Here is a 13,338-nt window from a genome sequence, read left to right on the forward strand (position 1 = left end):
TGCCTTTTTTGTTTATATCTTAGAAGTAACGATTACTTCTCACGAAGATATTCATTAAAACTCTAAAGATATGATCGGATTTGTTATTTGGATTATCGGTTTGATACTGACTTTCAGAGCTGCCATAGAGATTTGGAATGTAAATGCGGCTGTAGAGAAAAGACTTATAGCGATTGTATTAATCGTTCTTACCAGCTGGCTGGGACTACTTTTCTACTACTTCTATGGTAAAGAAAGAATGGCGGGATGGTTGAAGTAGTGTTTGCATATCAATCTTTCTCAGGAATCCAACTGTTCACCAGTTCCTGATGTTCTTCCATCCATTGACGGGCAGCCTGTCTTTCCGTTGTCTGCGCCTCTTCCAGAGCAGTCATTAAGGAGCTGATTTCCGCATCTGTCAGACGAATGTTGCCCAAAAGTTCGGCAGCAAAAGGGTCTTTCTCGCTAAAACCTTTCCATGCTATGGTATGAATGGATTCCGTATTTCCATATATCAGCTTCGGGTCCTGAAGAACTTTCAGCTTGAAACGGTCGAACATCCAGTGAGGCGTCCATCCCGTCACGACAATCCAGTCTTTCTTATCAATCGCTTTCTTTAGGGAAGCAGTCATGGCAGGTCCGCTCGAAGTCATCAGTTTATAATCCAATCCATAGTCTTTGATGGCCTGATCGGTAGCTTTCATAATACCGGCTCCGGCATCAATACCGACAATCTGACCGGAGAAACGTTCCTTTTCCGCGTTCAGTTCTTCGATTGAGTTGATCGTAACGTAATCCGGAACCACCAGCCCGATACGGGCACCATCATAAATATCCCCGATAACTTCGAGTTTATCCCCGTATTGTTTCATATAATCTTCCATAGTGACAGGCATCCAGACATCCATAAATACGTCTGCTTTCTTACGGGAGATAGAGGTAAATATAGGTGCAAGGTCGGCATTCAGCAACTTTACATCGTACCCCTGATCTTCAAAAATCGCTTTGGCAAGGTTTGTCATTGCAATACCTTCCGACCAGTTGGCATAAGCGATACTTATCTTCTTACTCTTTCCGTTGTCTCCGCAGGAAACGAAGGTTAAGAGTATGCCGGCAATAAACATTGCCGCAATCATTTTTATCTTATTCATTGATTATTCCTTTCTTTGGTGTGATTCTTATTTCTTTTTACTTTTTCTGTTATCTGCCATACCCTGAGTGATGCGGTCCAGCACGATCGCCAATATCACGACTGCGATACCGCCTTCAAATCCGAGTCCGATTTTCATTTGGGTGATACCTTTCAGCACGATTTCTCCCAATCCTCCGGCAGAAATCATGGCAGCAATCACTACCATCGAAAGTGACATCATGATCGTCTGGTTGATTCCCGTCAGAATAGTAGGCAACGCCAAAGGCAATTGCACCTTATAAAGAAGCTGCCAGGGAGTAGCTCCAAAAGAGCGGGAGGCTTCTACTACGTTTTTAGGAACCTGACGAATGCCCAGACCGGTCAGACGAACCACAGGAGGCATTGCAAAGATGATGGTGGCAAAAGCTCCCGGCACAGTTCCCAATCCGAAGAATAGAACGGCAGGAATCAGATAGACAAAGGCAGGCATTGTCTGCATAAAGTCGAGGACAGGGCGCATTATCTTGTTACAACGATCACTGTTGGCAGTCCAGATTCCCAACGGAACGCCTAAAAGCAATGCCAGACAAGTGGAAGAAAGTACCAATGCCAATGTCTGCATCGTTTCTTCCCAAAAGCCCATGCCGTAAATAAGCAATAAACCCAAGAGGGTAAATACGGCTGTCCCCTTACCCGACTTAAACCAGGCGAGCGCAGCCAGCACTGCAATTGTGATATAAAAAGGTATTCCAAACAGTACGTGCTGAAAACCGTCTATGAATCCTCCGATCCCCATGCTGAGAGCATCAAAAAAGGAAGCAAAATGTTCTGTGAGCCAATTAATGGCAGTCTCTATATATTGTCCGATATTTATCATAATTCTATTGCGTTTTGAATGATTTCATTAATTTCTTCTTTATCTTTTCCCGTTACTTCGATGATCAATGAGGAAAGTGGCACTACGCCTTCAAACTCCCGATTCTCATTTACGACCCAGATTGGCGAGTTCGTTTTTGTCATCAACGGAAGAATATCTTCCAGCACCGTATCACCCAGCACTGAATGAACTTCATGCCTTACTACGGACTCGATGGAGCGGATTTGCTCTTTTCGTAGTTTCAGCAAGTCATTCAACCGCACCTCTCCTACTAACAGATTATTGGAATCGACTACCGGAAGAACGGTCAGATTCCGTTCGCGCATCTTACGGATCAGCACCTCCGGGCCTTCTTTCTTCAAACGTGCCACTATGGGTTTATCTACCATAACAGAGGAAGCTGTTATAATCTTGCTTCGATCTACATTCTCCACAAATCGTTCTACATAAGCGTTGGCAGGTTCGGTCAGGATTTCTTCCGATGTACCGATTTGTACAATTTCTCCATCCTTCATGATAGCAATCCGGTCACCCAATTTAATCGCTTCACTCAGGTCGTGAGTAATAAAGACAATCGTTTTTTTCATCTTCGACTGCAAAGTCAGCAGTTCATCCTGCATCTGCACACGGATCAAAGGATCGAGTGCCGAGAAGGCCTCATCCATCAACAGGACTTCGGGATTATTGGCCAAAGCCCGCGCCAGCCCGACACGCTGCTGCATCCCACCCGACAGTTCACTTACCATCTGATTCTCGTAGCCTTTCAGCCCCACCAGTTGCATACTTTCCATCGCTTTCTGCTCCCGTTCTCCCTTTTTTACTCCCTGTAGTTCGAGCCCGAAAGCTATATTATGCAAGACAGAACGGTGAGGAAGCAGACCGAAGTTCTGAAAGACCATAGCCAGTTCTTTCCGGCGAATCTGCAACAGTTCCTTATCCGACACTTTGGCTATGTCTGTTCCATTGATAATCACTTCTCCGGAAGTAGGGCGTATCAAACGGTTGATGCAGCGGAGTAAAGTGGACTTTCCACTACCGGACAGCCCCATAATGACGAATATTTCGCCTTCATTAATGGAAAGATTCGCATCTTTCACCGCAACTGTACATCCGGTCGCTTTCAATATTTCACTTTTTGTTTTACCTTCTTTCAACATCTTCAAAGCCTTCTGCTTCTCATTGCCAAAAACCAGATAGAGATCTTTAATTTCTATTTTACTCATACAATAAAATGGTTTAGGTTATTAAAATAATATACACAGCAAGACAAGAACAAACGATAACAGGAATCTTTCTTTATATCGTATAAAGTTCTGATTTAAATAAGGGACAAATAACAATGAATCCCGAAATAATTAATAAAATGATTATTGACAGACTGAGTAATTAAAAAAGGAATAGAATTTGATAAGATAATCCTTTCAACGAATAGCAAAAAATAGCATTTTTATGTATAAAAACAGCCTGTTCCAGTATCTTGCTGGCACAAAGATACAAAAAACGGATTAAACATACAAATTATATTCAAAATCCGGGGCATACAGAGGGCTTTATTTGTAATGATATGGAAAGTTTCCGGGTAATATTCCCCTATCACTCAGCAAAATAGAACAAACCGGCAGATAAATATAAAATAAGTTTGAATATTTCACTTAAACACCGTATATTTGGCGTCAATAACTAAACTAGATTTATATGTTCAACAGGGCTATTACAATTTTCCTGGGGAAGGATAATTGTCATTACACAACAAAAGAAAAACAAACAGGTACTGCCACACTAGACGACAAAAGCCAAGTACAGTTCCTTAGTAAAAAGAACCCCAAAATGCCGTTTTTCTATAGCCGGCGGAATCTCTACATGATAGGTTTCCTGCTCGCTTTTATAGTGACTCTGCTCGAATTTATACGAGGACGGCATCAAAACTTTATGGTCTTCTCGGACGCTACTCAATTCTTCTGGCAAGGCATCAGCCCATACACAACTGAATTTGTAGAAGCTCACGGACGCTACTTCCTTTATTCTCCAGTTTTCACGGTATTGTTCGCTCCGTTTGCGTATCTGCCTGCATGGCTGGGACCTTTCGCGTGGAATCTATTCAATTATTCGCTGTTCTTTATGGCGATCTTCACGCTGCCCCAACAATTCACCCAGCAGCAGAAATGCCGTATGTTCCTTTTTCTGTTACTGATTTTAGGACAAAGTTTACTTTCATTTCAGTATAACATAACGGTAGCCTATTTATTCTTATTCGCCTATACGTTATTGGAAAAAGACCGTGGATTTCTGGCTGTTCTGTTAATCATGATTTCGGGATGTACCAAAGTATATGGAATTTTCGAACTGGCATTGTTGCTGTGCTATCCTCACGTATGGCGTAACTTTGGCTATGCCGTTACAATGGGCATTGTATTGCTTGCATTACCGTTAATAAAAATAGCTCCTGCAGATTTGCTCCCCTATTATGAAGAATGGTGCCATAGTCTTGCTGTTCATCAGTCCGCCGGAGCTTATGATTCATTTTTCTATGCCCGCCCCATTGCAGCATGGACATTGCCACACTTCCGTGCACTTCAGATAGGAATGCTCGGCTTGCTGACTCTGCTCTTTTTGGGGAATTTCCGCAAATGGTCGTCTTTTGCCTTCCGTGCCCAGGCTTTGGGCATTCTCATGGGCTGGGTAGTATTACTGAGTGACTCCGCCGAGAAGCATACCTATATTATCGCATTGGCAGGTTTCATGCTCTGGTATTGGAGCAGACCAACACGTACCGCAACAGACAAGATTCTATTTTGGTGCTGTTTTGTGCTGTTATGTATCGTTCCTATCGACATATTCGTCCCTGTACCCATCAGAGATTTCATTACCAGGACCTTATGGCTTCATGTATGGGTTTTCTTTATTGTATGGATACGGATGATATGGCTTACCTTCCTTGCATCCTTCATTCATCCACGTGCCACAAATGTTCTTTCAGATTAACGCATCCGTTAGCTTTGAAAGAAACTTCTTCTGCCAGCAAGAGTTGTTTTTGTTCCACCCAACCGGGCACCAGCCTTCCGGTGGAATTTACAACTCTATGGCAGGGAATGGATAATTCATCCGGCACTTCTTTCAATGCACGTCCCACCATCCGCGAGCATTGGGGTGCCCCCAACAGCAAAGCAATACCTCCATAAGTAGATACTTTTCCCACAGGTATCTGGGATACGACTTCGTACACTTCCTTCCGAAAGGATTCGGAAAAGCTCTCTTTATCTACTTTATAATCTTTCATATATCCCTCTTTACGATATCAATGAAATCATCCTTTCCTTTTCAGGAAATCTGTCGGGCTCTCTCCAAACTGCTCTTTATAGCACTTGGCGAAATAAGAAGGTGAACTGAAACCGACTTCATAACCAATCTCCGCTACGGTCATGTCCGAAGAAGCAAGCAAAGAAGCTGCCTTCTTCAAACGGGCGATACGGAGCAATTCATTCGGAGAGTAGTTAGTCAATGATTTAATCTTGCGATAAAGCTGCACACGGCTTAGTCCCATGTCTTTGCCCAAGTCCTCCACATTCAAACCGGAGTCTCCCATTTTCTCTTCAATCAATGACTTGAATCTTTCTACAAAATCCTTGTCCATATCGCAGACATCTTCTTTTGCCAATGTCTGCCCGTCACCAAAGAACTGTTTCAGACGACGGTGAGAATCGATCAGATTGCGGACACGTGCCAGCAACAGCTGTGAACTGAACGGCTTTGAAATATAAGAATCCGCACCACCGTCATATCCCTGAATACGCTGTTCGTCCAGTGAACACGCTGTCAGCAGAATAACCGGAATATGACAGGTCTGTAACTCACTTTTCAGCCGGCGGCAACATTCAATGCCATCAATGCCCGGCATCATCACATCAGAAATGATCAGGTCCGGAACATACTTCATAGCCTTACGGATTCCTTCGGAGCCGTCTGCCGCTTCAATCACCGTATAGTCTGTATGCAACAGCGTATGGACATACGAACGGATATCCTCATTATCATCAATAATCAGTACGGACGGTTTGGAAGAGTCATATCCTTTTTCCAGTTCTTCCTCTTCTGCCAATAGAACATCTGTTGTACGGGAATCCGCAGAAACAAGGGTGGTATCCGGTTCGGCAGCAACAGCCTCACAAGACTGTACAGGCAGTTCAACGGTAAAGACCGTGCCCTGTTTCTCATCGCTCTCTACGGAGATCATACCACCGTGCATTTCTACGAAGGCTTTTACCAATGCCAGTCCGATTCCCGAACCGGTATGGTGCATATCAATCTTATAGAAACGGTCGAATACATTGCGGATATGTTCGGCAGAAATCATGGAACCGGTATTTGCCACCGTGAAACGTATCCATCGCTTGTCCTCTTTACTAAGGGAAGACAGACGGATGGCTATTTTCCCGTTTTCCGGTGTAAACTTAAAGGCATTGGACAGGAGATTGAAATAAATACGTTCCAGCTTCTCCATGTCTGCCAGTGTATGATAATCCGTATCCGGCATACTATCAAAAGAAAAATGGATATGCTTCTTACGGGCTGCCGCCTGAAAAGACTCATTCCATCCTTCGAAAGAAGAAAGGACATCCACCGTAACCGGAGTATATTCCATCTTGCCGTTTTCATATTTACGGAAATCCAAAATCTGATTGACCAGGCGCAAAAGGATATTCACATTTCGCTGAATCAGCATGAGCATCCGGTGCTGATCTCCACTCAATGTCTTGTCCGCCAATAAATGTTCTACCGGGTCGGCAACCAATGTCAACGGAGTACGGAAGTCGTGAGAAATATTGGTGAAAAAGACCAGCTTGGCATGGGTAGCTTCTTCCAGTTGATGAGAGAGCTGTATCAATTGGTCACGCTGTTCTTCCAGTTTGTCACGCTGCTCTTCCAATTGCTGCTTCTGCTTAAAAAGCTCTTTATTCAAGCGATTCTTAGAGCGGAGTGATTTATAAACGACCAATAATAAGCCGGCTACCAATAAAAGGATAATCAGACTGCCGTATAAAACGACCTGTTGTGTAGCTACCTGAGAGAGGTATCCACCGATACGTCCGTTGAGCGTTTCAATCTTTTTATCGAGTTCGGAGATGTGTGTAGTCTGCAACTGCATGACGTGTGCGTTGGTACGGTCCACAACAGCGGTATTCATCACCGTTTCTTTGGGATAGGGTTTCTTCTCCAGAATGTCCATAGCCAGTTGCAGTACCTTATCGCCATTGGTCGGATAGATAAAGGTGGCATCCAGCACACTGTCCAAAACCAGTTCCAGTCCGTTTCCCTTACCCGGCAAGGCATCTATGCCGACAAAAATCATTTCCTTCTCCCGCCCTGCCATCTTTGCTGCCTGATAGGCACCCGGAGCGATACGGTCATTATGGGCATACACAGCATCAATCTTAGGATGCCTCCGAAGCATACTATCCATTTCTATCTCTGCCGGACCACGTTCCCACGCAGCATCCGCTTTATCAATCAGCTTTATATCCGGGAATTTACTGATGGCAGCCATAAATCCCTGATGCCGTTCCATTGCAGGAGTCGAACCGCTCAATCCTGTCAGTTCTACTATATTTCCCTTCCCTTTCAGACTGGAGGCAATATAGTTTCCTACCGAACGACCGATTTCATAATTATCGGCTCCGATATAGGCAGTATATTTATCCGAAAGAATCTTCCGGTCTACAAGAATAACGGGGATGCCTTTCTGATAAGCTTCTTCTACAATCGGAGTCATAGGAGCAGCTTCGTTAGCGGAAATAATCAGCAGATCGACTCCTTCGTCCATAAAATAATGGACATCTTCCGCCTGCTTACTGTTATCATCTCCTGCCGAACGGATTTCCACCGAAACGCCATTATAAAACATTGCTTCCCGAAGAATCTCATCATTCATCTTATGTCGCCATGAATCATCGCTGCATTGAGCCACCCCAATACGAAAATGGGGTGTATCCTGCCGGCAAGCCGTCATCCCGATTAAACCAAACAGCACCAGCATCCACTTCAGATATCTCATCGTCTTCATCCATCTCATCATTTCATAGTTCTTTCTGTAATCCAATTAAGAACAAAAATAAGAAATAATACTGTAAAGTTCTCTAACTTCAGCTATTTATTATTCTAAAAAGAAGGAAAGCAGTCCTCTTTCAGACCATCGGAAAGTATTAACAAAAGTATAAAGCGTAAAACAAACACTTAATCAATGTTATAAAACATAGCGTTTTACTTGGATAATTTGCAGATTTCACAGAAGTCCGTATCTTTGCACTGTGTTTTTCATAGTATTAGATTTAAGGTTAACAAAGGTTGGAGCAAGGCGTTGCTCCTTTTTTTATGCCCTGACCTTTCATCTACCGGTTAGTTTTCATCCCATTCCTTTTCCAGTTTACCATCAATAGTGTAGCGTTTCCATCGTCCTACACGGCGACCATTCTTATATTCCCCACATTCACGAAGCTGGTCATTCTTTACATAACGAGCTTCGAACGGTCCGTTCTGCCTTCCGTTCACATAGGTAGAAGTTTCCCAATAATCAAAGCGGTTGCTCACTATCAGCCGTCGTTCCTTGCCATGCAATCTGCCGGCCTGATAGGTAGCTTCATATCTCAATTCACCATTTTCCAGATTATATTCACGGTATAAACCGTCTTTACGATCGTTCTTCATATAATATTCTTTCTGCCTTACCCCACTTCCGTTGGCAAATGAGACATGGAGTCCATCTTCTTTTCCATCCAGATAGGTTTCAATCATCAGCGTATCTCCGCTTTCAGCAAAAGTAGTCCACCGACCATTCTTCTTTCCATTCTTATAACTACCCAGTATACGTGGCGAGCCAAACGTAAACACGGACGAATATTCACCGTCCTGCAAACCTTCTTCATTGAAATAAACGGTCTCATACAAATCATATGTACCTTTCAGAAAAGTATACTGTTTGCCTACCTGCTTCCCGTCCTTGTAATTATGCTCTTTCCGCAAAGTACCGTCAGATTCGTACGACAGTTGCTTCCCGTGCTCTTTCCCCATCCGGAAGTTTCTTTCACTTTCCACTTTTCCGGTAGTAAAGTAACTTTTGCTCGTACCGTCCAGCTTACCTTCCTTATAGGACTTTTCTTCTTTCAGCTTACCGTCAAACTTGGAGTTAATCTTGAAGAGGCCATCCTTCCGCCCTTCTTTATAACTTCCTTCCGTTATTAATATATTGTCCACATATTCTTTGTATCCGCCATCATAAAAACCATCTTTAAAAGATGCCAGCACATAGGCGGAATGATAACCATCTATGATGCGATGTTCGCCATTCAATGCTTTTTCCGTTTTCAGTTCCTGAAACAACAGTCTGCCATCGCCTACATTAACAACAGATACCTGATCGATCTTATATTCCTTTTGCGCAAACAAAGGAAGAGCAAGATATAAAAACAAAAATACGTTCCAGCTTTTTGATCTGAGGAAGTTCGAAATGTGTTTCATAAAGTAGTTTTCTCTTTTTGATTTATTATTTAAAAACCTGCCGCAAAGATAGGCAATCGGCTTATAAAACAAGGCAAGAAAGAGGGGGACAATTAGAAAAAAGAACATCTGTTATTATCATTCTAATAATTAACAGATTAAGTAGTAAATCAAAACACAGGGAAGGGGGACATTTACTGAAATAAGAAACAGAAAAGAAGATGTGTCAAAAGCAACTAAATTCCCCTCCTTCAGGAAGGAGGAGAGTTTAGTTGCTTTTGACACATTTACATTTGCAGTATTAAATATCACAACAAAATATAAGTGTATATTTGAAAAGTAGAGTTGCAGTGAACTAACTTTGACACTAGTCTTAAATGACTATAGGCTGAATCAGACTGCAACTCTCTTAATAGGAGAACCTAGCCAGTTAGAATTGTAGGCTCACGACCTAATAAATGTATTAGCTGTTTCTCCTTCATGTTTAATACTGTAAATACAAAGTTATGAATTATTCTCATTTTGTAGGTCTTGATGTAGGAAAAAAAACTTTCGATGCATCATTAATGTCCGCAGACGAAAAAGAGTTGTCTCACAAGTCTTTTGATAACACTCCAACTGGGATCCAATCTTTATTGGATTGGATAGCTGGTTATCATCTCTCTTTATCCAAACTCTTGTTCTGTGCTGAAAACATGGGAAGTTATGTCACAGAGTTATCTGTTTCCAGTGTCTCCATGGGATTTTCCCTGGCTTTGGTTTGCCCGTTGACCATCAAGAAGTCCATAGGCTTGCAACGAGGCAAAAATGACCGCATTGACGCCAAAAGAATAGCGAACTATGCGGTATTACACTATCGAAAACTGGAGTTATACAAATTGCCTGACAAAGACTTGGTGAGACTGCGGGGATGGATTATTATACGTGACAATTTGGTCAAGCAAAAAGTATCAAGCATAAAGTTATTGGAAACATTCTCCTGGATGGCTAAGTTGGCTGATGTGACAGAATCCATTTCTTTTTTGGAAGAGCAGCTCAAGTCGATAAAAGAAAGAATCCTGGAGGTGGAAGAGGATATGGAGCAACTAATAGCCGCCAGTACATCGCTTTACACAAACTACTTGCTATTAAGAAGTATAAAAGGAATAGGAATTATCAATGCCATTGTATTACTGTGTGTTACTGACAATTTTCAAAGATTTGACAACCCGAGGAAATTTGCCTGCTATTGTGGGGTCGCCCCATTTGAACATACTTCAGGTATTTCCATACGGGGAAAAACGCAGACTTCTTCATTGGCTAACAAAGAAGTAAAAGTATACCTTACCCGGGCAGCTATTACTGCCATCTCTTGGGATCCGCAGATGAAAGCATACTATAAAAGGAAAATAGCAGAGGGGAAACATAAAGCATCTGTAATCAATGCTGTAAGAGCCAAAATCATAGCAAGGTCTTTTGCTGTGATACGAAGGCAGACTCCATTTGTAACATTAGCCGTATAATAAAAAGGTCCTTAACTTCGAAAATATCTTAGGTTTAGGAAGTAGCTATACACTTCTGAAGAGTAGGTATGTCTATATACAAACTTACCCAAGGATACGTTAATGTTCGTAAACTTGGGTAAGATTTTATAGATATTGTTTGGAGAGGACTTAGAATTCACCTTCTTTTTGAATTTAAAGAGATTCTACAACAATCTGTCTTTCAGAATAACCGGAAGTTCGGGCATTGCACCGCTCTGCGTACAAACATAAGCGGAAACTTCGACAGCCAGCTTATGAGCTTCGGGAACAGACTTGCCATTCAGAATGGAAGCACAGAAAGCGGCAGTAAAGGAATCCCCCGCTCCTACCGTATCGGCTACCGGAACCTTCGGCGTTTCCTGAAAAGAAACGACTCCCGGAGTAAACACATAACTACCATTGATACCGCAAGTAAGAATCAACATTTTCAGATTGTACTTGGCCAACAGAATCCAGCACTTATCCTGTAAGTCGATGCCCGGATAACCGAACATACGGCTGATTGTCACCAGTTCTTCATCGTTTATCTTCAGAATGTTGCAGCGTTTGAAAGACTCGCGCAATACTTCTTTCGTGTAGAAGTCCTGACGGAGGTTGATGTCGAATATCTTCAGCTGTCCGTCTATATCGGGCATTGTATCGAGGAATCGGTTAATTGTAGCACGGCTCACTTCATTGCGTTGAGCCAACGAACCGAAACAAACGGCGCGCGTATTCAAAGCCAGCCGCTTCAGTTCGTCCGTGAAAGGAATGTTATCCCATGCCACTCCTTCTTTGATTTCGTAGCAAGGCACCCCTTCGTCATCCAGTGTCACCTGCACCGTACCGGTAGGATAATCCACCCGCTCAATCTGATTTTTGAGTTGCTTTTCTTTGAATACTTCCATGATTTCATCTCCCAGTTCGTCATTGCCCACCGCACTTACTACACGGCTGTCGAAACCAAACTGTGAAACATGATAAGCGAAATTAGCCGGAGCACCGCCTATCTTCTTTCCTTCGGGCAATACATCCCATAATGCTTCGCCCATTCCTACAATTATATTATTCATGATCTACAGATTTAATTGTTTTCCAAATATAAAATTATTTTTTGATACGGAAGGTATAGAACAGCAAGTAAAGTACACCGACTGTCATCACAGCAATCGCACCATTCTGCCCCATAGAAGTATCCGAAGCAACTCCCATAGCCAACGGGAAAACGGTTCCTCCGAAGAGTCCCATAATCATCAGACCGGAAACTTCGTTTTTCTTTCCCGGCAGATAAAGCAATGCCTGCGAGAAAATAACAGAGAACACATTCGAGTTACCAAAACCGATCAGAGCGATACAAGCGTAAATCACCGCTTTATCATGGAAGATGAACAACCCTACCATAGCAGCCAGCATCATAACAACACTGATACCGAAGAAAGATTTCGGAGACATCTGACGCAGGATGAATGATCCCAGAAAACAGCCTGCCGTACGGAAGATAAAATAGAGGCTGGTTGCAAAAGCAGCATCATCCAGTGTCATGCCGATACGTTCCATCAGAATCTTAGGTGCAGTAGTGTTTGTACCGACGTCGATACCAACGTGACACATGATTCCGATAAAACAAAGCAAGATAAACGGTTTGCCGAGCAATGCCAGGCACTGTCCGAAAGTGGAAGGTTTGCCTTCTTCCTTCTCTTCTTCAATCTGTGTCGCGTTGAGCAGCAGAATGGCAAGGATGGCTATTACCATATAAATAGGGAATAATACACGCCACCCCAGATCGAAAGAAGGAATCGCCTGCGTTGCTCCCCACATGGCAATGTACGGTGCAAGGAAAGAAGCGATCGCTTTCACAAATTGTCCGAAGGTGAGGCTGCTTGCCAGACGGTCACCACGAACGATGTTGGAAAGAAGCGGGTTCAGTGAAGTCTGCATCAGTGCGTTTCCAATACCTAACAGGGAAAAAGAAATCAGCATCAGTGCGTAACTGTCCCCGAAGACAGGCAACAGTAAAGAAGCAAAAGTCACGATCAAACTGAGTAACACGGTTTTCTTCTGACCGATACGGCTCATCAGCATACCTGTCGGTACGGAGAAAATCAGAAACCAAAAAAACACCAATGAAGGGAAGATGTTTGCTTGTGAGTCTGTCAGACCCAGGTCTGCTTTTACATAATTGGAGGCAATGCCCACCAGATCAACGAATCCCATGGCGAAGAAACAAAGCATCACCGGGACTAGTTTGGAGAGAGAAGCGTTTTTAGTATTTTCCATTGTTTTATCTATTATAATTTCGTATATTAGCACAGTAATTATTTTCCTTTCCTATTGATCCTTTTTCTTTTAGCCTCCTATTT

The 13,338-nt window shown here is 42.8% G+C and carries 11 protein-coding genes; 3 read left to right on the forward strand and 8 right to left on the reverse strand.

The window, feature by feature from the left end:
• Window positions 1-70: 70 nt before the first annotated feature.
• On the forward strand, window positions 71-259 hold the full coding sequence (locus tag BT_RS08860) for a hypothetical protein (protein ID WP_011107961.1): 189 nt from the start codon (window positions 71-73) through the stop codon (window positions 257-259).
• 10 nt (window positions 260-269) lie between these two features.
• Here the strand turns inward: BT_RS08860 and BT_RS08865 are convergent, their stop codons facing one another.
• The 3 genes from BT_RS08865 to BT_RS08875 are packed head-to-tail and all read right to left on the reverse strand — an operon-like array spanning window position 270 to window position 3,211.
• A complete protein-coding gene (locus BT_RS08865) occupies window positions 270-1,130 on the reverse strand; it encodes a glycine betaine ABC transporter substrate-binding protein (RefSeq protein ID WP_008763297.1) in 861 nt (286 codons plus the stop codon).
• Window positions 1,131-1,157: 27 nt separating this feature from the next.
• Window positions 1,158-1,988: an ABC transporter permease gene (locus BT_RS08870; RefSeq protein ID WP_008763296.1), complete on the reverse strand. Its 831-nt coding sequence runs from the start codon at window positions 1,986-1,988 to the stop codon at window positions 1,158-1,160.
• On the reverse strand, window positions 1,985-3,211 hold the full coding sequence (locus tag BT_RS08875) for a quaternary amine ABC transporter ATP-binding protein (RefSeq protein ID WP_008767787.1): 1,227 nt from the start codon (window positions 3,209-3,211) through the stop codon (window positions 1,985-1,987). Before BT_RS08875 ends, BT_RS08870 begins: the two co-directional genes overlap by 4 nt.
• Before the next feature lie 604 nt (window positions 3,212-3,815).
• Between BT_RS08875 and BT_RS08880 the strand changes: the two genes are divergently transcribed.
• Entirely contained in the window at window positions 3,816-4,970 is a 1,155-nt protein-coding gene (locus tag BT_RS08880; protein WP_008763294.1) for a glycosyltransferase family 87 protein, read from the forward strand.
• On the opposite strand, the gene BT_RS08885 is transcribed toward BT_RS08880, so the two are convergent.
• The 3 genes from BT_RS08885 to BT_RS08895 all read right to left on the reverse strand — a co-directional run bounded on the left by BT_RS08885 (window position 4,933) and on the right by BT_RS08895 (window position 9,605).
• Window positions 4,933-5,265, reverse strand: a complete 333-nt coding sequence (locus BT_RS08885) for an MGMT family protein (RefSeq protein WP_008763293.1) — start codon at window positions 5,263-5,265, stop codon at window positions 4,933-4,935. The genes BT_RS08880 and BT_RS08885 overlap by 38 nt on opposite strands.
• Window positions 5,266-5,292: 27 nt before the next feature.
• Window positions 5,293-8,037, reverse strand: a complete 2,745-nt coding sequence (locus BT_RS08890) for a hybrid sensor histidine kinase/response regulator transcription factor (protein WP_317046044.1) — start codon at window positions 8,035-8,037, stop codon at window positions 5,293-5,295.
• Between the two features lie 341 nt (window positions 8,038-8,378).
• Window positions 8,379-9,605, reverse strand: coding sequence for a toxin-antitoxin system YwqK family antitoxin (locus tag BT_RS08895; protein WP_011107963.1), 1,227 nt, complete (start codon window positions 9,603-9,605; stop codon window positions 8,379-8,381).
• A 377-nt stretch (window positions 9,606-9,982) separates the two neighbouring features.
• On the opposite strand from BT_RS08895, the gene BT_RS08900 reads away from it, so the two are divergent.
• A complete protein-coding gene (locus BT_RS08900; protein WP_005941495.1) occupies window positions 9,983-10,978 on the forward strand; it encodes an IS110 family transposase in 996 nt (331 codons plus the stop codon).
• A 185-nt stretch (window positions 10,979-11,163) separates the two neighbouring features.
• On the opposite strand, the gene BT_RS08905 is transcribed toward BT_RS08900, so the two are convergent.
• The gene (locus BT_RS08905; protein WP_008767783.1) at window positions 11,164-12,051 is read right to left on the reverse strand and encodes a carbohydrate kinase family protein; all 888 of its coding nucleotides are present in this window, start codon (window positions 12,049-12,051) and stop codon (window positions 11,164-11,166) included.
• Window positions 12,052-12,085: 34 nt separating this feature from the next.
• Entirely contained in the window at window positions 12,086-13,255 is a 1,170-nt protein-coding gene (locus tag BT_RS08910) for a sugar MFS transporter (RefSeq protein WP_008763289.1), read from the reverse strand.
• Window positions 13,256-13,338 lie beyond the last annotated feature (83 nt).

This window comes from Bacteroides thetaiotaomicron VPI-5482 (genome assembly GCF_000011065.1).
GTDB classification, from domain to species: Bacteria; Bacteroidota; Bacteroidia; order Bacteroidales; family Bacteroidaceae; genus Bacteroides; species Bacteroides thetaiotaomicron.